The sequence below is a fragment of the Cellulomonas sp. NEAU-ZC6 genome (assembly GCF_056844425.1).
In genome coordinates this window covers 50,938-70,222 of sequence record NZ_JBXFYH010000002.1, presented here as the reverse complement: position 1 = coordinate 70,222, position 19,285 = coordinate 50,938, and the positions used below count along the sequence as shown (strand labels likewise).

Genomic DNA, 19,285 nt, shown 5'->3' with positions numbered 1-19,285 from the left:
CCCCGACGTGCCGCGTCGCGCGGACCGGGCGAGACTGCAGGTCCCACGAGCGAGGAGGTCAGCGTGAGCGAGGGCAACGGCGTGCACACGGTCCACCGGGACGGCGGGTGGCGCAACGAGGTCGGCGGCGTGCAGGAGGGCGAGTCGTACGAGACCAAGGAGCCGGCCGTGGCCGCCGGCCGCGAGCTGGCGGTGACCCGCCGGCTGGAGCACCACATCCACGGGCTCGACGGCCAGGTGCACGAGAAGAACAGCTACGGCCACGACCCGCGGAGCATCCCGGGCTGACGAGCGCCCGCGACCCGCGCAGCCCGCGACGACCCCGCGTCCGTGCGCACCCGCACCCCGCACACGCGCGCATCCCGCCACCGAGTGTCCGGAAACGCGGTCGGTTCGGGCGATATGTCCGCACGTTGATGGACACTTGACGACCGGAGCGCGGCTCGGCCCGAGCCTGGACCCAGGGGCCCGGGCCTGCGGACGCGTGGGCTCAGGGCGCGGCGGCCAGCGCGTCCGCGAGCTGCGCCGCGTCCGCGTCGTCCCAGCCGTCCGGCGCGGCGACCGACGCCCACGCGGGGGCCAGCTGCAGGTCGTAGTTGTGGCCGTGCCCGTCCGGCACCGACTTGGCGTTGACCAGGTCGAACGTCAGCTGCCAGAACGACACCACCGGGTACCAGGTCATCGTCGGGCCGCTGCGGTCCGGGGCCGGCTCCGTGATCCAGTCGGGCCGCTGGACGAGCAGCGCGGGGCCCCACCAGACGATGGGGTCGGACCGGTGCTGCAGGTACAGCACGCGCGGGTCCTCCCAGGGGGTGTCGGGCACGCCGACGTCACCGGTCTCGTCGGCGAACCGCACGACCAGGCCGCTGGCGTACACCGGCGCGGTCTCCGGGGTGCCGGGGTCCCGGCGCTCGACCAGCGCCCGCCACACCTCGTTGGCGTTCGGCGGGCCGACCCAGAGCACGCCGTCGGAGCGCTCGCGCATGTCCGCCAGCGACGTGTAGACGCTCTCCGATCCGAACGACCCGAGGCTCTCGCCGTAGACCAGCAGCCGGGGCCGGTCGTCGACGGGCAGCTGGTCCACCCGGGCCTCGATCGCGGAGAAGAGGGCCTGCGCCTCCTCCTTCGCGCGGATCCGGTCCACGAGGAACGACAGCCAGCTGGGCAGGTAGGAGTACTGGGTCGCGACGGTGGCGGTGTCCCCGCCGTACATCAGCTCGAGCGGCTCGACCGCGGCGGCGTTGACCCACCCGCTGCCGGTGGTGGTCACGACCAGCAGCACGGCGCGGTCGAAGGCGCCGGTCCGCTCCAGCTCGGCCACGGCGGTCGCGGCGCGGCCCTCGGCGTCCGGCGCGGTGTCCAGCCCGGCGTAGACGCGGATCGGGTCGGCGACCGCGCCGGCCGGCGTCGCCGCCAGCGTCTCGGTGGAGGGCGCCTGCGCGACGAACCGCCGGCCCTCCCGGCCGAGCGTGTCCCAGGCGGCGAGCGACTCCGGCGACCCCGAGCGCATCCCGTCCTGGGGCTGCTCCACCCCGGGGTGGTCCTCGGTGTTGGCCACGGCGAACGCCTGGTCCGCGAGCGACAGCGCCCGGGCCAGCACGACGTCGTTGAGGACCACGACGAGGCCCAGCGCGACCACGACCGCCCCGACCGCACCCGCGACCACCCCGGGCAGCCGCAGCCGGCGCCGCAGGAACCGCGCGACCATCCGGCTGACGGCCCGGATCGCGCGCGCGACCACCAGGAACGCCGCCGCGACGAGCACCAGCACCGGGGCCGCGCGCAGCCAGCCGGACGTCGTGGTCGGCGGCATGCCCATCGCGGCGGTCAGCTCGCGCTGCCACCCGGCCGCGACCGAGAGCATCACCAGCAGGGCGGCGACGCCGGCGACGCACAGCCCCGGGAGCACCCAGCGCCGCACCCGAGCCGGGACCCGAGCGCCGACCCACGCCTGGAACCGGCGCCAGGTGGCCGAGCGCCGCAGCAGCCAGGCCAGCGCCACGCCGACGCCGTACCCGATCGCGCCCGAGACGCCGGAGACCAGACCCTGGAACAGCCAGTCGCGGGGCAGCAGGGACGGCGTCATCGCGAGCATCGCGAACGCGACGCCGACGACCAGGCCGCCGGGGTGCAGCGGGCGGATCCGGAGGCGCCGGTGAGCGGGCTCGCGCTCGGGTGGTCCGTCGGCCGTCACGCCGAGGACGCTACCCGGTGCCCGCGGTCACGGGCCGACGCGCGCCGCACCCGGTCGGCCCCTACCGTGCTGGGGGTGGCACGCGATCACGACCTGGTCCTCCTCGGCGCGACGAGCTTCGTCGGAGCCCTGACCGCCGAGCACCTCGCCCGCAGCGCGCCGGCGCACGCTCGGATCGCGCTGGCGGGCCGCGACCGCGAGCGCCTGGCCGCCCTCCGCGACCGGCTGCCCGGCACCGCCGCCTCCTGGCCGCTGCTCGTGGTCGACGTCGAGGACCGCCCCACGCTGGATCGCGTTGCCGCGTCGACCACGGCGCTGGTCACGACCGTCGGGCCGTACACGCGGCACGGGCTGCCTGTCGTCGAGGCCTGCGCCGCGGCCGGGACGCACTACGCCGACCTCACCGGGGAGCTCGGGTTCGTCCGGACCGCGATCGACGCCACGGACGCGGTCGCCCGTGCGACCGGGGCGCGGCTCGTGCACGCGTGCGGGTACGACTCCGTGCCGTCCGACCTGGGCGTGCACCTGCTGCACCGTGCCGCGACGGCGGACGCTGCGGGCGACCTGCTCGACGTGCACGCGCTCGCCACCGCGCGCGGCGGCGTGTCCGGCGGGACGGTCGCCTCGATGCTGGGCGAGGTCGAGTCGGTGCGGACCGACCCGCGGGTGCGGGCCCTGCACGCGGACCCGTTCGCCCTCTCCCCGGACCGCGCCGCCGAGAGCGACCGCGCGCAGCCCTCGCCGTTCGCGGGGCCGCGGGTGCTCGCGGGCCGGTGGGCCGCGCCGTTCGTGATGGCGCCGTTCAACACGATGGTCGTCCGGCGATCGAACGCCCTGACCGGGTGGGCCTACGGGCGCGACCTGCGGTACGCCGAGCACGTGGACGCCGGCCGGGGCGCGTCGGGGGCGGTCACGGCGCTGGCCGTCACGGCCGGCACCGCGCTCGGGGCGGCGGCGCTCGCGCTCCCGCGGGCACGCGCGCTCGTCGAGCGGGCGCTGCCCGCCGGCGGCGGCCCCGACGCCACGACCCGGCACGACGGGTTCTTCCGGCACCGGTTCCTCGCCCGCACCACGAGCGGCCGCACCTACGCCGCGCGGGTCCAGGCCACGGGCGACCCCGGCTACGCCGCGACGTCGGTGATGCTCGGCGAGGCGGCGCTGGCGCTCGCGCTCGACGGCGCCGCGCTGCCGGACCGGGCGGGCTCGCTGACCCCGGCGACCGCGCTGGGCGACGTGCTGGTCGAGCGGCTGCGAGCCCGGGGGTTCCGGCTCGACGCCGTGCCGGTGGCACCCGTCGCCTGGTGAGCCGCGCACCCTCCGGCCGCGCCGCCGCCGGCACTGCGGTCGCCGTCGATCACCGGGCGGTGGTCGTCGCGATCCAGACGTTCGTGCTGGGACGGTGAGGTTGCGCAACCGCAGAGTTCACTACGACGCGTCGTGGTACGACGGATCGTAGTGATCTCGCGGTCAGCGCGGCACGCGCGGCAGCGACCGCTTCTCCGGCTCCGAGAACTCCAGCGTGATCCGCAGGTACCGCAGCTCCCGCGAGTCGAGGATCCGCCCGGCGCCGGTGTAGTGGATCGCCTCGCCGTCGATCAGCTCCAGTTGGGCCATCGGCGCGTCGACGATCAGCGCGCCGTCCGCGCCGGCCGCCGGGTCGGTGACGTCCGCGACCCGCAGGCTCGCGGCCGTGCCCTCGATGCGCACCGTGCGGCCGCGCAGGTCGAGCGCCCGCAGCAGCGCGCGGGACTCGCCGTCCCGCAGCAGGATCCGGGTCGGTCGCAGCACAGAGGTCCTTCCGGAGGCGGTGGGGGCGGCGCACGCCGCTCGTCCCTCCGATCGGCGCGCGACCCCACGCCCTGAGGAGATCCGCGCCGCTGCTCTGACGTGCGGCGCGATCGGGACAGCGCTTCACTGAGGCCATGCTCCGCACCGTCGCCGGCGTCCTGGGCGCCGTCCTCCTCCTCGCCGGGTGCAGCGGGCCGTTCCCCGCCGACCCCGACGGCACCCTGCAGCGCGTCACCGGTGGCACGCTGCGCGTCGGCGTCACCGCGAACGACCCGTGGACCGCCACCGAGCCGGGCGGTCCGCCCGCCGGCCTGGAGGTCGACCTGGCCACCGAGTTCGCGGAGACCCTGGACGCCGGTGTCGAGTTCACGGTCGGCAGCGAGGAGGACCTGATCGGCAGGCTGGAGCGCAAGGAGCTCGACCTGGTGGTCGGCGGCTTCACGGGGAAGTCGCCGTGGGCGGCCCAGGCCGCCCTGACCACGCCGTACACCACGGTCCCGGACGAGCAGGGCAAGCCCGAGCCGCACGTGATGGCCGCGCCGCTCGGGGAGAACGCGTTCCTCGTCGCGCTCGAGACCTTCCTGCTCGAGGAGCACAAGGACGTGCTGCCGTGAGCACCACCTTCGGGCACACCGAGCTCCCCGACGAGCAGGCCGCCGCGCTGCGCCGGGCCGTGCGGCTCGCGTGGGTCACGATCGCGTTCCTGGTCGTCGGCGTCACGCTGGTCTACCTGGTCATGGGCAGCTCGCAGGCGATGAAGGCGGCGTGGACGGAGGACCTGCTGTCGTTCATCCCGCCGATCAGCTTCCTGGTCGCGGTCCGGTTCGCCAAGCGGCGGCCGACCGCCGAGCACCCGTACGGCTACCACCGGTCGGTCGGCGTCGGGCACCTCGTCGCCGCCGCGGCGCTGCTGACCATGGGCGCGTTCCTCGTCGTCGACTCCGCCAGCGGGCTGCTCGCCGCCGAGCACCCGCCGGTCGGCGTCATGCACCTCGGGGGCCACGTGTTCTGGGCGGGGTGGCCGATGATCGGCGCGATGGTGGTCACCGGCGTCCCGCCCGTGCTGCTCGGCCGGGCCAAGATGCCGCTGGCCCGCACCCTGCACGACCGCGTGCTCTACGCCGACGCCGACATGAACAAGGCCGACTGGATGACGGCGCTCGGCAGCATCGTCGGCATCCTGGGCATCGGCGCCGGGCTGTGGTGGGCGGACTCCGCCGCGGCGCTGTTCATCTCGGTCAGCATCCTGCGCGACGGCCTCACCAACCTGCGGGTCGCGGCGAGCGCGCTGATGGACGCCCGCGCCACCACGGTCGAGGGCCACGAGCCGCACCCCCTGATCAGGACGGTCGACGCCCACCTGGACGCCGTGCCGTGGGTGGCGGAGGCGGGCTCCCGCATCCGGGACGAGGGGCACGTGTTCCACGTCGAGGCGTTCGTCGTCCCGCGCGACGGCCGCTCCCCCGGTCTGGACGAGCTGACCGCAGTGCGGGAGAGCACGATCGCCCTGGACTGGAAGATCCAGGACCTGGTCGTGATCCCGGTCGAGGAGCTGCCGGCCGACCTGCTGCCCGGCGTGCGCGCCGAGGAGGGCGAGCGGGCCGAGGCCGGCTGAGATCCGTGCGAGGCTCGTCCGATGAGCGACGAGACCCGCCTGCCCCGCGACGACCGGCCCGCGATCATCCGGATCGTCGCCGGCCTCGTGATCGGCGGCGCACTGACCCTGGCGGGCGTCGTCACCGGCAACCCGGTGCTGACGATCCTCGGGGTCGCCGCGCTGTTCGTCACCTCGACCGCGACGCGGATCTGGTACCTGCGCGGACGTCGACGGCGCTGATCCGGGGGCGCTACCCGCCGACGGGCCGCGCGCGCCGCAGCGCGAACAGGTACGGCTGCGCCATGCCCCGCGCGTCCATCGCGCCGAGCACCGAGCCGTCCTCCGCCGCACGGAAGGCGTCGATCACCGGCAGGTCGTCGTAGACCAGCGCCGCCGACACCACACCCCGGTACCGGACCTCGCGGAGCCGCGCCCGCGGTCGCCGCGTCGTCGCCAGGGGCCGGACGGCGGCGAACGCCGCGGCCGCGGGCGCGGTCCGCAGCAGCGGCGCGACCCGCACGACCGGGCCCAGCGGCACCAGCGCCGGGTTGACGCTCACGAGGCCGTGGCCGGCGCGGAACACCAGGGGGTGCACACGCTCGTCGTCGTCGAACCGCTTGCCGAACCAGCCGAGCCGTTCGAGCACCCCGTCCAGCGGGTGCCCCGACGGGACGCCCTCGCCGCGCCACAGCCCGCGCAGGTCGAAGGGCGCCACCGGCGGCAAGGCGTCGAAGCGGTCCAGCGCGGTCCCGGTCATCGACGCCCTCTCCTCGGCGCGGGTGCGGCGTCAGGCCGGGGTCTACTTCCTGCCCTTCTCGGGCACCCGGAGAGCACCCGACCCGTGCCTGCCCTTACCGACAGGTCGGCCGCGGGACGAGCCTAGGGCGCGTCACCCCTGCGCGCGGTCCAGGACGAGCTCGTACCCGTCGACCAGCTCCGGGCACAGGTGCCGGACGGCGTTGTCCCACAGCGGGCCGGTGGTGGTCGGGTCCTCCGCCAGGTACTGCTCGTAGACCTCGACCACCTCGTCGAGCGACCGGCTGGTCACGCTGAGCGTCTGGCAGATGAAGACGCCCTGGCTGATCAGCGCGTCCTTGATCTCGCCCGAGTCCCGGCCGAGGTCCTCGCCGACGGCTGCCACGAAGGCGTCCGCCGCGGCGGCGTCCACGCGCGCGGTCGGCGCGGGCGTCGGGTTCGGGGCCGGGCTGGTCGTCGGCTCGGACGTGGCCGTCGGGGTCGGAGTCGGACTCGGTCCCGACGTGCCCGCCGGCGCGGACTCGGGGTCTCCGCCCGTGCAGGCGGCCAGCAGCAGCACCCCCGCCAGCGCGGCGGCTGCTCTCGTGCACCTCATGACCTGACCTCGTCTCGGAGCGGAGATTGGTCCGCCATCATCCCCTGCGCGCCCCGAGCTCCATCGCGAGCCCCTGCAGGATCTGCCCGAGCCACCGCAGACGAGCTGCCGTGAGGCAATCCCCGGCAGGATCGTTCGCGCCATCGCCTCTGAGGAAGGCCAACGCCTCCGTGAGCTGCCCGATGGTCGGCTCCGGCGGCGTCACCGTCTCGCCGACCGCGGGATCGACGATCGCCCAGAAGTAGTCCTGCGTGATCTCCAGGTCGGGCCCGTGCTCCGCGATCAGGCGGTCGACGGTCCCGGTCCACACCTCGGAGAGGAAGCGCAGATCGATCCGGTTCGGTTCCACAGAGGCATCCTCCCCCGTCGCACGCAACGTCCCGAACCCGCGTCCGGCGACGCAGTGCTCGCCTCGCCCGACGACGGTGGCGTCGGGGAGCGACCGTGCACCATCCTGCGCCCATGACGTTGCGCCTCGTCCTCGTGCTCGCCGGCCTCGTGATCGGCGTGGTGTCGGTGATCGTCGGCAGCTGGTGGACCGCGGCCGCCATGCTGCTGCTCGTCGTCGGGCAGGGGATCGCGGAGCGGGACAGCAGGCGCCGCGCGCGACGCGGCGAGGCCGACCTCGGTCCCGACGAGCCCTCGCGGTAAGCGCTCGCGTCCGGCACCGCAGGAGGACGAGCATGGCGGCATGAGCGAGCAGGCTCCCCGCTGGACGAAGGCGACCGTCTACCCCGACATGTGGGTGGACCCGGAGGACGACCCGCGGAACAGCGAGGGCGTCAGCCCCGACGGCGAGCTGCCGACGCTGCTCGACTACCTGAGCAGCTACCGGGCGACCCTGCGGATGAAGTGCGACGACCTGGACGCGGAGCAGCTCGCGCGCCGCTCGGTCCCGCCCTCGACCCTGTCGCTGCTCGGGCTGGTGCGGCACCTCGCCGAGGTGGAGCGCGACTGGCGCGGGTGGATCAGCGGTCCCCTGCCGCGGCTGTACGGCGACGGCGACGCCGACTTCGACGGCGCCGCCCCCGACCGGGCGCTGGTCGACGCGGCGTTCGCCGACCTCGCTCGGGAGCAGGCCGCGACGGACGCCGCGCTGGCCGAGCACCCGGACCTCGGCGAGCGCCTGGAGCCCGCCGGCATCGCCGTCCGGGAGCTGCAGGTGCACCGCATCGAGGAGTACGCCCGGCACTGCGGCCACGCCGACCTGCTGCGGGAGTGCATCGACGGCCGCGTCGGGCAGTGACCGCGCGGCACAACCGATCCGGGCCCCGCTGCGTCTTCCAGGTTGTGACGACGATGAGCAGCGCGGACGGCGTGGACTTCCTCCGGCGGCGGCTGGACGCCGCGGAGCACCTCGTCCCCGCCGCGCCCGAGCCGGTCGAGGAGACCGAGCACGTCGCGGTCGACCGGGACCGGCAGTTCACCGAGTTCGTCCGCGCGCACCAGGGCGACCTGCTGAAGACCGCGTGGCTGCTCTGCGGGGACCGGCACCAGGCGGAGGAGATGGTGCAGCAGGCGCTGGTCCGCACCTACAGCCGGTGGCCGCACGTGCGGCAGCGCGACCCGCTCGGGTACGCCCGCAAGGCGCTCGCCAACCTGCGGATCGACCACTGGCGGCGTCGGCGGCGGGAGGTGCTGGTACCTCCCGACGACGTCGGTCCGGACAGCACCCCGGTGCACGGCCGCGCCGAGGCGGGCGACCGCACCGGGGACCGCGACCAGCTGGTGCGCGCCCTGTCCACGCTCACCCCGCGGCAGCGCCGGGTCGTGGTGCTGCGGCACTTCCTGGACCTGTCCGAGGCGGAGGTGGCCGACGACCTCGGCGTCAGCCCCGGCACGGTGAAGTCGACCGCGTCCCGGGCGATGGCGCAGCTGCGGTCCGTCCTCGCTGCCGAGCACGCCCCCGCCCCGCGCACGCCCCGAGAGGAGAGCGACCGATGAGCCACGCCGACGACGACCTCGCCCGCACCCTCCGCGACCGTGCCGACGCCGCGGTGCCGACGATGTCGGTCGACGTCGACACGGTCATGCGATCGGGTCGCCGGCGACGCGTCGCCCGGGGCGGCGCGGTGCTCGCCGTGAGCGCGCTCGTGCTCGGCGGGGCCTGGTCCGGTGTGCAGGCGCTCGACCATGGTCGCGGCCAGGTCCAGCTTCCCGCCGGGACCTCGGCCCCGGACGCGGGCATCGACCCCGCCGACCTGCACGCCGACGTCGACCCGGTGGCCGGGACCGTCACCTTCCCGCTGTCCCGGTACGACCTGACGGAGCAGGAGCGGTCCACGCTGAACCGGGCGCTCCGCTGGCAGATGAAGCTCTGCGCCGAGGCCGCGGTCGGCCGACCGATCGCCTGGCAGCAGTCCGTACCGGGGACCCCGCGCAGCGACCGGACGTTCGGGGTCTGGTCGCTGTCCGAGGCGCAGGAGTACGGGTACGCGGTCCCGCCCGAGGGCGGGGTGAGCGGCGGCGCGGTCGACGCGGACGTGGACGGTGCTGTGTGGGAGGCGTGCAACCAGACCGACGAGGTGCGGGACCTGAGCCCGGAGGTGGAGGGCAGCTACGAGCTGGCCGACGCCCTCAGGCAGTCGTGGGACGCGGCCGAGTCGTCCGAGGCGGCGCGCGGCGCGGTCGCCGACTGGACGACCTGCCTCGCGGAGCACGGGCTGGAGCCCGCCGGCGGGGACAGCGGGTACACCGTCGCAGGTGCCGAGACGACCCGGTGGGACCCGGCGAGCGTCGCGATGGCCGTCACCGACGTGCAGTGCAAGACCGCGGTCGACTTCGTGCCGCGGATGGCCGACGCGCACGCGGCGGCGCAGGCGCCGGTCATCGCGCAGTTCCGCGACGAGCTGCAGGAGCGGCTGGCGTACCAGCGGGAGGTCGTCGCACGGGCGGAGGCGTACCTGGCGGCGCACCCCGAGATCCCCTAGCGCGCCGGAGCGCCGCGGACCGTCCCCGGTCCGCGGCGCCCCGCACTTCCACCCGACGGCTCAGGACCAGCTGGCCGCCAGCGCGTTCGCCTGCGCCGTGAGCGAGGCCGCCACCCCCGGCGCGACCCGGCTGTGCCGCCCCGGCGGGTCCTCGAGGCGGTCGACGAACCGCTCGAGCTGCCGGACGGCCGCCGCGTCCTTGCCGTGGTCGTGCAGCTTCTCGGCGAGCAGCAGGTGCGTGCTGAGCAGCAGCGACACGGGACCGGTGATCTCGCGGGCCCGCTGGGCCTCGCGGAGCGCCGCCTGCAGGTCGTCGATCGTGGGGGCGGCCACCGCCTCCGAGATCAGCACGTTGCCGTCGAGCGCCGGCACGGTGAGCGTGAGCCGCCCGTCGGCCGGCGTCGCGACGGCCTGGGTCAGCGCGTCGGTGAACACCCGGCCCGCTCCCCCGTCCGGCAGGTCGACCGTGACCTCGTGCGCCTCGGTGTCGTTGTTGTACGCGGTGACGGCCTGGACGCCGTCCTGCTCGCGGAGCAGGACCACCACGTGCTCGTCGACGTGCAGCGGTGCGCCGATCGAGCCGTTGCGCAGCACGTCGTGCTCGTTGCGCAGCGCGATCAGCTCCTGGAACTCCGCCAGCAGCGTGGTGTCGGGGTCGCCGCCCTCGTCCTCCCACGGGTAGGTGGCCCGGTTGAACGGGTCCTCCCCGCCGGTGACGCCGACCTCGTCGCCGTAGAACACGCTCGGCGCACCGGGGAACGTCATCTGGAACAGCACCGCGAGGCGCAGCCGCTGCTTGGCCTCGGCCTCCTGCTCGGGCGTGACGGAGTCGTCGGTGTACCCGAACTGGTGCAGCGCGCGCGCCGCGTCGTGCGTGGAGAGCAGGTTCATCAGCGCGTAGAACGCCTGCGCCGGGTACGCCTCCCGCATGAGCTCGATGTTCTCGTACGCCTGGCCGGCGTCGCGGCCGTCGGCGTAGTCGAGCACCGCGTTGCGGAAGATGTAGTTCATCGTCGTGTCGAAGGTGTCCCCCAGGAAGTACTTCGAGGAGTCGAACCACGTCTCGGCGATGGTGAGCGCCTCGGGGTCGGTGGCCTTCACCGACGTGCGCCACTCGCGCCAGAACGGGTCGCTGACCCACGGCGCGACGTCCATCCGCCACCCGTCGACGCCGCGCGCCTGCCACGTGCCCATGACGGAGTCCGGGCCGCGGAACGCGAAGTCCTTCCAGCTCTCGGACTCCGTGAGCTCCGGCAGGGTCGTCACGCCGGTCCAGCCGTCGTACTGCCGGTCGGGCTCGGTCTGCTCGGGGTGGAAGGTGTAGAAGTCGGCGAACGGCGAGGCCGGGTTGATCGTCCCGCCCTCGAAGGCGCCGTCCTCGGGGAAGTTGCTGTAGCGGTCGAAGTACGCGGAGTCGCTTCCCGTGTGGTTGAGCGAGGTGTCCAGCACCACGCGCATCCCGCGGGCCTCGGCCTCGGCGGTCAGCCGGGACACGTCCTCGTCCGTGCCGAAGTTGTCGTCCACGTGCAGGTAGTCGGCGGTGTCGTACTTGTGGTTGCTCGCGGCCTCGAAGATCGGGTTGATGTAGAGGGTGTTCACCCCGAGCTCGTCCAGGTAGTCGAGCTTCTCGATGATCCCGGGCAGGTCGCCGCCGAAGAAGTCGTTGTTGTACTGGTCGTCGTCCGTGGTCGACCCGTCGGCGTCCCCGGGCACGAACGGGCGCTCCAGCCAGTTCTCGTGGAGCTCGACCGGCTCGTCGAGGTAGGTGTCCTCGGCCGGGTCCGGGTCGTTGCCGGCGTCGCCGTTGCGGAACCGCTCCGGGAACACGTAGTAGTACACGGCGTCCGACGCCCAGTCGGGGACGGTGAAGTCCGGGCTGTACGAGGTGTGCCGGTAGCGCTGCACGTCCGCGCGGTCCTCGGGCGCGAACGCGATCTCGCCGACGCCGCCGGAGCCGCGCTCCAGCGTCCAGTAGATCGTCGCGTCGTTGTTCTGGTAGACGTACGTCTCGCCGCCGACGACGACCTCGAAGTAGTACCCGTAGACGCTGACGGCGTCGAAGGTGTGGCTCCCGGTCCACCGGTCCAGGTCGGTGCCGGGCTCCCGGGTCAGGGGCACCCGGACCGGGTCGAGGTACTCGAGCACCTCCTGGTTGCCCTCGAGCCGGCGCTTCTCCACGACCAGCGTCGCCGACTCCACGCCCGCCGGCGCCTGCAGCGCGAAGTCCACGGTGGTCCCGGCGGGCTGGGCGCCGTACGGCGCGCGGTCGGACTCGGCCCGCGAGTCGAACCGCACCTGCCGCGCCACCGGGTCGGTCACCGGCTCCTGGACGCCCGGGTTCACGAACGTCTCCTCGGTGATCGTCAGGGTCGGCGCGCTGCCGTCCTCGGCGACGTCCAGGCGCAGCGTGTGCCGGCCGGCGAAGTCGAACCGCACCGGCTCGACCGTGGCGGCGTCGCCCTGCGCGACGAGCGGGAACGGCACGTCCTGCTGCGCCTGCGCGTGCTCGGCGTCGGGCGCGCCGAAGGTGGTGGCGCCGCCCCCGACCGGGTCGGTCAAGACGAACTCGTGCGCGCCCTCCAGGTCCACGTTGAGGAAGTAGGCGTCGCAGCTGCGCACGAAGTAGTCCCCGGGACCGGGCTCGCCGTCGTTCATCGTGCCGGACAGCGCGAGCAGCGCGTCGCCGAGCGGGGGTGCGGGGCACGAGGTGATGGTGAGCGTCGGCTGCGTGACCGACGCCGAGACGTCGAGCACCACACGCTGCGTGCCGGAGAACGGGAACGTGAGGTTCGGACCCTGCAGCCGGAGCGTGGTGGGCTCACCCGGGGTGAGCTCGCCGCCGCCGAAGTCGGCGTCGGCGGACCAGTCGGCGTCCGCGATCTTGAACGAGCTGGTGCCGTCCAGGTCGAGGACCGCCTCGAACCGGTTGCAGCTGTAGACCAGCTCGTACTCGGGCAGCGCGTTCCAGCTGCTGAAGCCGCCGCGCAGGTAGAGCGGGCGGTCGCCGAACGGGTTCTCGACGCAGTCGCCCGGCGCGGCCGCGGCCGGCACCGGGGCGGTGACCGCGCCGCCGACGACGCTCAGGACGAGCGCGAAGGCGGCGGCGAGGGCCGCCACCCGCACGCGGGAGGACCTTCTCATGTCTCAGCCTCTCTGCTGAACGATGATCTGGGTGCCGGCGGACGACGGGAGCCGGACCGGCCGGTGGACGGCCGCGAGGGCCGGGAGCGCCGCTGCTGGACGCGACGGGAGGACCGCGGGCGACGTCGCACCGCGTCTCGTAAGCGCTTACTCACCATGCGGTTCCTGTGACCCGGCTGTCAAGGGCTTGTGTGACGTCGGTGCTCAGCTCTTGCGTGCCGTCGCGTCCCCCGCGGGCTTCCGCGCCGGTCACGTGGCCGGAAGCGCTTACGGACGCGACCGCGCAGGTACGCTCGCGGCGTGACCTCTGGCCGCTCCGTCCTCAACATGGCGGACCTCGCACAGCGGGCGGGTGTGTCCATCGCGACCGTGTCCCGGGCGCTGAACGGCGCGCCGGGCGTCTCGGCGGCGACCCGGGCACGCGTGCGCGCCCTGGCCGACGAGCTCGGCTACGCGGTCTCGCCCGACGCGGCGCGGCTCGCGCGCGGCTCGAACGGACGGGTCGCGGTCGTCACCCCGAACGTCGCGCACTGGTTCTACGCGTCGATGCTGGACGGCATCGTGACCGCGCTGCACGACACCGAGCTCGACGTGCTGCTCTACGAGGTCCAGGAGGAGCCGCAGCGGCAGCGGTTCTTCGCCGAGCTGCCCGCGCGCCGCCAGGTGGACGCGTTGATCCTGATCGCGCTGCCGATCAGCGACGAGGAGCGGCGGCGCCTCGACCTGATGGGCGTCACGGTGGTCATGGCGGGCGGCACGCTCGGGGACCACCCGCACGTCCGGATCGACGACGTCGCCGCCGGGCAGCAGGCCGCGGGGCACCTGCTCCTCGCGGGCCACGAGCGCATCGCGATGATCAACTCGACCGGGGACTGGGCGCTGGAGTACGCCGCGCCGAGCGCGCGGCTGCGCGGGTTCACCGAGGCCCTCGAGGGCGCCGGGGTGGCGGTCCGCCCGGAGCTGGTCGTGCACGAGCGGTGGGGGGCCGACGGCGGCGCCCGGGGCATCAGCCGGCTGCTCGGGCTGCCGCAGCCGCCCACCGCCGTCGTGGCGTTCTCGGACGAGGTCGCCTACGGCGCGCTGCGCACCCTGCGCCGCGCCGGGATCGACGTGCCGCGGACGGTCTCGCTCGTCGGGATCGACGACCAGGCGGTGTCGGACATGTTCGACCTGACCACCGTGCACCAGCCGGTGACCGAGCAGGGACGCACGGCCGGCCGGCTCGTGCGCGAGGCGCTCGACGGCTCTGGCGACGGGCGCACCCACATCACGTTGCCCACGCACCTCGTGGTGCGCGGTACCAGCGGCCCGGCGGAGGGCGCGCGCCGCGGGTCGTGACCCCGGACGGGCGCGCTCAGCCCGGCGGCACCCGCCGGGCGGCCGCGGTCGCCAGCAGGTGGAACGCCTGCGCCTCCGGCGAGCGGCCCGGGCGGTCGAACCGCGGGGCGCCGCAGACCTCCTCGACGACGCCCGCCGGGCTCACGTGCGCGCGGGCCACGGCGAGCAGGTCGCGGCCGACCTCGGCGTAGTCCGGGGGCAGCCACCCGTCGGCCACGCCGGTCAGGGCGGTGTACGCGAGCATCTGCCCGGCGTTCACCTCGGGGAACGTCGTGGGGTCGTCCAGGACGTCGTGGAACAGCCCGTCACGCCGCCGGTGGACCAGGCAGGCGTCGACGAGCGCGCGGGCGTCGGCCGCGGCGCGGTCGGCGAACTCCGGGGCGTCGACGCGGTGCACGCTCATCAGGTGCAGCGCGCGGGCGAGCGCCGCGGCGACCCACCCGTTGCCCGTCGCCCACGGGACGCCGCGGGACAACGCGCCCGCGTCCTCGTCCCAGATGTGCGCGTAGAGCCCGGTGCCGGGGTCGCGCAGCCGGCGCTCGTGGCCCGCCAGCTGCCGCTCGGCCTCGTCGACGCGCCCCGCGAGCACGAGCAGCGGGACGGTCATGTAGACGGTGTCCACCCACACCGTGCGCTCGCCGACCAGGTGGAACACCGTGCCGTCGTCGGCGCGCGGCGCGTCCTCGGCGATCCAGCGCACGAGCCGCTCGAACGCCCGGGCCAGGTCCGGGTCGGAGCGTCGGGCCGCCACCTCGTGCACCACCTCCCCCACGGCGCCGGCGTTCACGGCGCTGGGGTGGCCCTCCACCTCGGCGAGCCGGCCCTCCGGCGTGGCGTGCAGCACCGCGTCGTGGGCGACGACCTCCGCCAGGTCCTCGAGCCCGAGGTCGAGGAACGCCTGCCCCGCCACCCCCTGCTCCCAGGACTTGCGCTGCATCGCGAGCAGCGCCCCCAGCACGCGCTGCTCCGTGCGCGCCGCCGGCGCGCCCGTCAGGTTCGTCATCGCTGCACCCTCCTTCGCGTGCTGCGGCGGCTCAGCCCACGCGGAACCGCGCCACCAGGTCGTCCATCACCGCGTGCAGCCGCGCGTCGACGGTCCGGCGAGCCGGATCGGCGTCGTGCCACGCGACGATCTCCCGGGCGCCCTGCTCGAACCGGGTGGTCGTCGTGAACTCCGGCACGAGGCGGCGCAGCTTGGTGGTGTCGAAGACCATCGAGTGCGCCTTGTCGCCCAGCAGGCCGGCGCCCCAGCCCGGGTCCGCCGCAGCGATCGCGTCCGACGGCACGTGCACGATGCGCGGCTCGACCCCGGCGGCGGCGGCGAGCGCCCGGACGATCTGGTCCCACGTGAGGACGTCGTCCCCGGTGATGTGGAACGCCTCGCCGAGCGTGCGCGGGTCCCCGAGCAGCGGCACGAAGCCCCGGGCGAAGTCCTCGTGGTGCGTCAGCGTCCACAGCGAGGTGCCGTCGCCGTGCACGACGACCTCCCTGCCCTGGCGCATCCGCTCGACCGCGGTCCAGCCGCCGTCGAGCGGGACGGACGTGCGGTCGTAGGTGTGCGAGGGTCGCACCACGGTGACCGGGAACCCGGACTCGCGGTAGGCACCGACCAGCAGGTCCTCGCACGCGATCTTGTCCCGGGAGTACTGCCAGAACGGGTTCCGCAGCGGCGTCGACTCGGTCACCGGCAGCCGCTCGGGCGGCGTCTGGTACGCGGAGGCCGAGCTGATGAACACGTACTGCCCCGTGCGGCCGCGGAACAGGTCCAGGTCGGCCTGGACGTGCTCCGGGGTGAACGCCACCCAGTCGACGACGGCGTCGAACTCGCGACCGCCGAGCGCGGACCGCACGGAGCCGGGGTCACGGACGTCGGCCTGCACCAGCTCCGCGCCCTCGGGCAGCGGCCGGGTCACGCTCGACCCGCGGTTCAGCACCGTGACGTCGTGCCCGCGCTCGACGGCGAGCCGGGCGACGGCGGAGCTGATGATGCCGGTGCCGCCGATGAGCAGGATCCGCAGGGCCATCGTCGAACGGTAGCGGTGCTACGGCCGTGGCGCGCCCCGGCCGCTGTCCCGCTCGAGGCGTGCGCCGAGTCACCCGGCCGGCGTGGCCCCCGCGTCGTCGCCCCCGGCGCCCGCCGTCATCCGCGCGGCCCGCACCGCCCGTCGCCGGTCCACCACGACCACGACGCCGAGCACGGCGACCGCGAGCGCGAAGCCGGCGGTGACGTCGGTGAGGAAGTGGTAGCCCAGGTACAACCGGCTGCCGGCGACCAGCGCGATCCCGACGCCGACGCCCACCGCCCACAGCACGAGCGAGCGCACGTGCGGGCTGCGGATCCAGATCAGGTACCCGGCGGTCAGCAGGAACGTCGCGGTCCCCACGGTGTGCCCGGACGGGAACGAGTACGTCGACTCGGACCCGGGGACGGACATGGTGTCCAGCGGCGGCCGGGGACGCGCCACGACGGACTTGATCGCCACCGAGATCAGGGTGGAGAGCACCATGGCCCCGGCCAGCAGCGCCGGCTGCCACCACGAGTGCGACCGCAGCCCCCACACCAGGCACGCCAGGACGACGATCACGGGCAGGATGCTCGGCCCGGTGACCGCCGAGACGGCCGTCAGGAACGCGGTCAAGGCCGGCCCGCGCGCCGCGACCAGCCAGTCCAGCACGGGCAGGTCGGCCTCGGCCAGGTCGTCGCCCTCGGCCACGGCGTCGTGCACGACGAGGAACGTCACCGTGCCGAGGACGATCAGCAGGATCCCCAGGACCACCGCCGCGCGCGACGTCGGGTCGCGCACCTCGGACCGCCGCTCCCAGACCGCGCGGAGCGACCGCGTGGTCGTGGGGACGACCTGCCGGTACCAGGGATCGGGGGACATCGGGCGATCCTCGCAGGAGCGGCAGGATGCCGCCCGACGAGCCGCGGCGGTCGGTACGGTGGTCGGCATGGCCGCCGAGCAGCTGACCTTCCGCACGACCATCGGTGTCGACGTCAAGGGCGAGACGTGGAGCTGCGTCGCGATCCCCGGGTCGGCCGAGTTCTTCGGGACCGGCAAGACCGTCCGGGTGGACGCGACGGTCGACGACGTGACCCTCGAGAACGTCGGCGCGATGGTCACCGGGACCGGCGGGCACATGGTGTCGCTGAGCGCGAAGGTCCGCAAGGCGCTCGGCAAGGACGTCGGCGACCCGGTCGACGTCACGATCACCCGGCGGTAGTCGAGGGGCTTCCGGGGGACGGCGAGGCCGTGTCGGTGGCCGCACGTACGGTCACGCCGAGCCTCCCGTCCCGCGGGGGCCGAACCACGACCCACGGAGCGCCCCGATGATGGTGACAGCCGACGACCTCGACGCCGCGAGCGCGAGCGTCGCACGGGCGCTGCTCCCGATCACCACCGGGTCGTGGTCCGGGGCGGGTACCGGGACGTGGGACGCCCGGCACACCGTCGAGCACCTGGGCGACACCCTCGTGTCCTTCGCGGCGCAGGTCGTCGCCCGGCCGACCACGCGGTTCGTGCGCTTCATGGCGGTCACCGACGACGACGCGAGCGCCGCGGAGGTCCTCGAGATGGCCCTCACGGGGGCCGGGCTCCTCGCGGCCACCCTCCGCACCGCAGGCACCGACGTGCGCGCGTTCCACCCGACGGGCCTGGCGGACGCCTCCGGGTTCGCGGCGATGGGCTGCGCGGAGCTGCTCCTGCACGGCGAGGACGTCGCGCGGGGGAACGGCGTGGCCCTCGACCCGCCGCGCGACGTCTGCGCCCGCGTGCTCGCGCGGCTCTTCCCGCACGTCACCGGCTCGGTGACGGCCGTCGACCCCTGGGACGGCCTGCGGTGGGCGACGCACCGTCTCGAGCTGCCGGGGCTGCCGTCCCAGGCCGGCTGGCAGTGGCGCGCGGCGCCGTAGCTGCTGCCGTTACGGGTACGCCGCTCGTGCGCGAGGACCGTCGCCAGGGGACGGCCGAGGGGCCTCAGGGCCGCGCGGTCTCCCGATCCTGGGTCGCGGCCCAGCTGGCCAGCAGCTGCAGGGCGTCGGCCGTCGCGGTGCCCGGTGCGGCCGTGTAGACGAGCAGCGTCAGCCCGGGGGCCGCGGCGATCGTCATGGAGTCGTACATGAGCTCCAGGCGACCGGCGACGGGGTGCTGGATCTGCTTGGTCCCGCCGGTGTGCAGGTGCACGTGGTGCGCCGCCCACCGCCGCCGGAACTCCTCGCTGCGGGTGGACAGCTCGCCGACCAGCGCCGTGAGATCCCGGTCGAAGGGGTCCCGCCCGGCGGCCGAGCGCAGCACGCCGACCGTGTCGTCGGCCGCGCGCTCCCAGTCGACCCAGTAGTCGCGGGACCGGGCGTCCAGGAACGCGAACCGGGCGTGGTTGGGGCGGTGCCCGGGGTCGTCGAACAGGGGGGCGTAGAGAGCGCGGCCGAGCGCGTTCGCCGCCAGGATCTCGAGCCGGTCGTCGCGCACCACGGCGGGTGCGGCGGTCATCGCGTCGAGCATCAGCTGCACGCTGTCCGGCACGGTGCGCGCCTTCGGGCGGCGACGCGGCCGGAGGCCCCGCGACTCGGCGGCGCGGGCGAGGTCGCGCAGGTGCTCGCGCTCGGCGTCGTCGAGCTGCAGGACGGTGGCGATGGACTCGACCACGCTCTCGGACGCCCCGGCGAGGTTCCCCCGCTCGAGCCGGACGTAGTAGTCGACCGAGACGCCGGCGAGCATCGCGACCTCCTCGCGGCGCAGCCCCGGGACCCGGCGGTGCGTCCCGAAGGTGGGCAGCCCTGCCTGCTCGGGCGAGAGCCTCGCCCGCCGCGACCGCAGGAAGTCGCGGACCTCCTCGCGGTTGTCCATGCCCACCACCGTAGGTCGGGCCGGTCGGTCGAGGGAGGCCCTGCTGGTACCCGGCACGGACGGCCCGGCGCCCGCCGCCGAGGGGGGTTGCGCCAGTAC

The 19,285-nt window shown here is 74.8% G+C and carries 22 protein-coding genes; 12 read left to right on the top strand and 10 right to left on the bottom strand.

Features of this window, described 5'->3' with window-relative positions:
- The first annotated feature begins 63 nt into the window (after positions 1 to 63).
- Positions 64 to 288 carry a DUF2188 domain-containing protein gene (locus AC1050_RS10370; RefSeq protein ID WP_482387330.1) on the top strand — a complete coding sequence of 75 codons (225 nt, stop codon included), beginning with the start codon at positions 64 to 66 and terminating at the stop codon, positions 286 to 288.
- Positions 289 to 490: 202 nt separating this feature from the next.
- Here AC1050_RS10370 and AC1050_RS10365 read toward each other — a convergent pair whose 3' ends face one another.
- Positions 491 to 2,194 carry an alpha/beta hydrolase gene (locus AC1050_RS10365; RefSeq protein ID WP_482387329.1) on the bottom strand — a complete coding sequence of 568 codons (1,704 nt, stop codon included), beginning with the start codon at positions 2,192 to 2,194 and terminating at the stop codon, positions 491 to 493.
- Positions 2,195 to 2,269: 75 nt separating this feature from the next.
- On the opposite strand from AC1050_RS10365, the gene AC1050_RS10360 reads away from it, so the two are divergent.
- Positions 2,270 to 3,499: a saccharopine dehydrogenase family protein gene (locus AC1050_RS10360; RefSeq protein WP_482387328.1), complete on the top strand. Its 1,230-nt coding sequence runs from the start codon at positions 2,270 to 2,272 to the stop codon at positions 3,497 to 3,499.
- Between the two features lie 162 nt (positions 3,500 to 3,661).
- Here AC1050_RS10360 and AC1050_RS10355 read toward each other — a convergent pair whose 3' ends face one another.
- Positions 3,662 to 3,982 carry a hypothetical protein gene (locus AC1050_RS10355; RefSeq protein WP_482387327.1) on the bottom strand — a complete coding sequence of 107 codons (321 nt, stop codon included), beginning with the start codon at positions 3,980 to 3,982 and terminating at the stop codon, positions 3,662 to 3,664.
- A gap of 134 nt (positions 3,983 to 4,116) precedes the next feature.
- Between AC1050_RS10355 and AC1050_RS10350 the strand changes: the two genes are divergently transcribed.
- Genes AC1050_RS10350 through AC1050_RS10340 form a run of 3 tightly spaced genes read left to right on the top strand, consistent with a single transcriptional unit; the run spans position 4,117 to position 5,819 of the window.
- Complete coding sequence (locus AC1050_RS10350) at positions 4,117 to 4,596, top strand: transporter substrate-binding domain-containing protein (RefSeq protein WP_482387326.1); 480 nt, start codon at positions 4,117 to 4,119, stop codon at positions 4,594 to 4,596.
- The gene (locus AC1050_RS10345) at positions 4,593 to 5,597 is read left to right on the top strand and encodes a cation diffusion facilitator family transporter (protein WP_482387325.1); all 1,005 of its coding nucleotides are present in this window, start codon (positions 4,593 to 4,595) and stop codon (positions 5,595 to 5,597) included. Before AC1050_RS10350 ends, AC1050_RS10345 begins: the two co-directional genes overlap by 4 nt.
- Positions 5,598 to 5,618: 21 nt before the next feature.
- On the top strand, positions 5,619 to 5,819 hold the full coding sequence (locus AC1050_RS10340) for a hypothetical protein (protein ID WP_482387324.1): 201 nt from the start codon (positions 5,619 to 5,621) through the stop codon (positions 5,817 to 5,819).
- 10 nt (positions 5,820 to 5,829) lie between these two features.
- On the opposite strand, the gene AC1050_RS10335 is transcribed toward AC1050_RS10340, so the two are convergent.
- The 3 genes from AC1050_RS10335 to AC1050_RS10325 all read right to left on the bottom strand — a co-directional run bounded on the left by AC1050_RS10335 (position 5,830) and on the right by AC1050_RS10325 (position 7,279).
- Entirely contained in the window at positions 5,830 to 6,336 is a 507-nt protein-coding gene (locus AC1050_RS10335; protein ID WP_482387323.1) for a GXWXG domain-containing protein, read from the bottom strand.
- 132 nt (positions 6,337 to 6,468) lie between these two features.
- On the bottom strand, positions 6,469 to 6,930 hold the full coding sequence (locus AC1050_RS10330) for a hypothetical protein (RefSeq protein WP_482387322.1): 462 nt from the start codon (positions 6,928 to 6,930) through the stop codon (positions 6,469 to 6,471).
- 37 nt (positions 6,931 to 6,967) lie between these two features.
- Positions 6,968 to 7,279, bottom strand: coding sequence for a hypothetical protein (locus AC1050_RS10325; RefSeq protein ID WP_482387321.1), 312 nt, complete (start codon positions 7,277 to 7,279; stop codon positions 6,968 to 6,970).
- A 113-nt stretch (positions 7,280 to 7,392) separates the two neighbouring features.
- On the opposite strand from AC1050_RS10325, the gene AC1050_RS10320 reads away from it, so the two are divergent.
- Genes AC1050_RS10320 through AC1050_RS10305 form a run of 4 tightly spaced genes read left to right on the top strand, consistent with a single transcriptional unit; the run spans position 7,393 to position 9,860 of the window.
- Positions 7,393 to 7,581, top strand: a complete 189-nt coding sequence (locus AC1050_RS10320; RefSeq protein ID WP_482387320.1) for a hypothetical protein — start codon at positions 7,393 to 7,395, stop codon at positions 7,579 to 7,581.
- Positions 7,582 to 7,621: 40 nt separating this feature from the next.
- On the top strand, positions 7,622 to 8,176 hold the full coding sequence (locus AC1050_RS10315) for a DinB family protein (RefSeq protein ID WP_482387319.1): 555 nt from the start codon (positions 7,622 to 7,624) through the stop codon (positions 8,174 to 8,176).
- A 53-nt stretch (positions 8,177 to 8,229) separates the two neighbouring features.
- Positions 8,230 to 8,874 (top strand): SigE family RNA polymerase sigma factor, encoded by a 645-nt coding sequence (locus AC1050_RS10310; protein ID WP_482387318.1) that lies wholly within the window; start codon positions 8,230 to 8,232, stop codon positions 8,872 to 8,874.
- A complete protein-coding gene (locus tag AC1050_RS10305; RefSeq protein ID WP_482387317.1) occupies positions 8,871 to 9,860 on the top strand; it encodes a hypothetical protein in 990 nt (329 codons plus the stop codon). The genes AC1050_RS10310 and AC1050_RS10305 overlap by 4 nt, the downstream gene beginning before the upstream one ends.
- 60 nt (positions 9,861 to 9,920) lie before the next feature.
- Here the strand turns inward: AC1050_RS10305 and AC1050_RS10300 are convergent, their stop codons facing one another.
- The gene (locus tag AC1050_RS10300; protein ID WP_482387316.1) at positions 9,921 to 13,001 is read right to left on the bottom strand and encodes a glycoside hydrolase family 13 protein; all 3,081 of its coding nucleotides are present in this window, start codon (positions 12,999 to 13,001) and stop codon (positions 9,921 to 9,923) included.
- Positions 13,002 to 13,301: 300 nt separating this feature from the next.
- On the opposite strand from AC1050_RS10300, the gene AC1050_RS10295 reads away from it, so the two are divergent.
- Positions 13,302 to 14,339 (top strand): LacI family DNA-binding transcriptional regulator, encoded by a 1,038-nt coding sequence (locus AC1050_RS10295; RefSeq protein ID WP_482387315.1) that lies wholly within the window; start codon positions 13,302 to 13,304, stop codon positions 14,337 to 14,339.
- A gap of 16 nt (positions 14,340 to 14,355) precedes the next feature.
- Here AC1050_RS10295 and AC1050_RS10290 read toward each other — a convergent pair whose 3' ends face one another.
- The 3 genes from AC1050_RS10290 to AC1050_RS10280 form a co-directional block, all read right to left on the bottom strand.
- Positions 14,356 to 15,342 carry a glycoside hydrolase family 88 protein gene (locus AC1050_RS10290; protein WP_482387314.1) on the bottom strand — a complete coding sequence of 329 codons (987 nt, stop codon included), beginning with the start codon at positions 15,340 to 15,342 and terminating at the stop codon, positions 14,356 to 14,358.
- Between the two features lie 31 nt (positions 15,343 to 15,373).
- Positions 15,374 to 16,363 carry an SDR family oxidoreductase gene (locus AC1050_RS10285; RefSeq protein ID WP_482387313.1) on the bottom strand — a complete coding sequence of 330 codons (990 nt, stop codon included), beginning with the start codon at positions 16,361 to 16,363 and terminating at the stop codon, positions 15,374 to 15,376.
- 69 nt (positions 16,364 to 16,432) lie between these two features.
- Complete coding sequence (locus AC1050_RS10280) at positions 16,433 to 17,224, bottom strand: phosphatase PAP2 family protein (RefSeq protein ID WP_482387312.1); 792 nt, start codon at positions 17,222 to 17,224, stop codon at positions 16,433 to 16,435.
- A 67-nt stretch (positions 17,225 to 17,291) separates the two neighbouring features.
- Here AC1050_RS10280 and AC1050_RS10275 point away from each other — a divergent pair, with 67 nt between their 5' ends.
- Together AC1050_RS10275 and AC1050_RS10270 are read left to right on the top strand one after the other, a co-directional pair.
- Positions 17,292 to 17,564, top strand: coding sequence for a DUF1905 domain-containing protein (locus AC1050_RS10275; RefSeq protein WP_482387311.1), 273 nt, complete (start codon positions 17,292 to 17,294; stop codon positions 17,562 to 17,564).
- A 106-nt stretch (positions 17,565 to 17,670) separates the two neighbouring features.
- On the top strand, positions 17,671 to 18,252 hold the full coding sequence (locus AC1050_RS10270) for a maleylpyruvate isomerase mycothiol-dependent enzyme family protein (protein ID WP_482387310.1): 582 nt from the start codon (positions 17,671 to 17,673) through the stop codon (positions 18,250 to 18,252).
- Between the two features lie 64 nt (positions 18,253 to 18,316).
- Here AC1050_RS10270 and AC1050_RS10265 read toward each other — a convergent pair whose 3' ends face one another.
- A complete protein-coding gene (locus AC1050_RS10265; protein ID WP_482387309.1) occupies positions 18,317 to 19,186 on the bottom strand; it encodes a helix-turn-helix transcriptional regulator in 870 nt (289 codons plus the stop codon).
- Positions 19,187 to 19,285 lie beyond the last annotated feature (99 nt).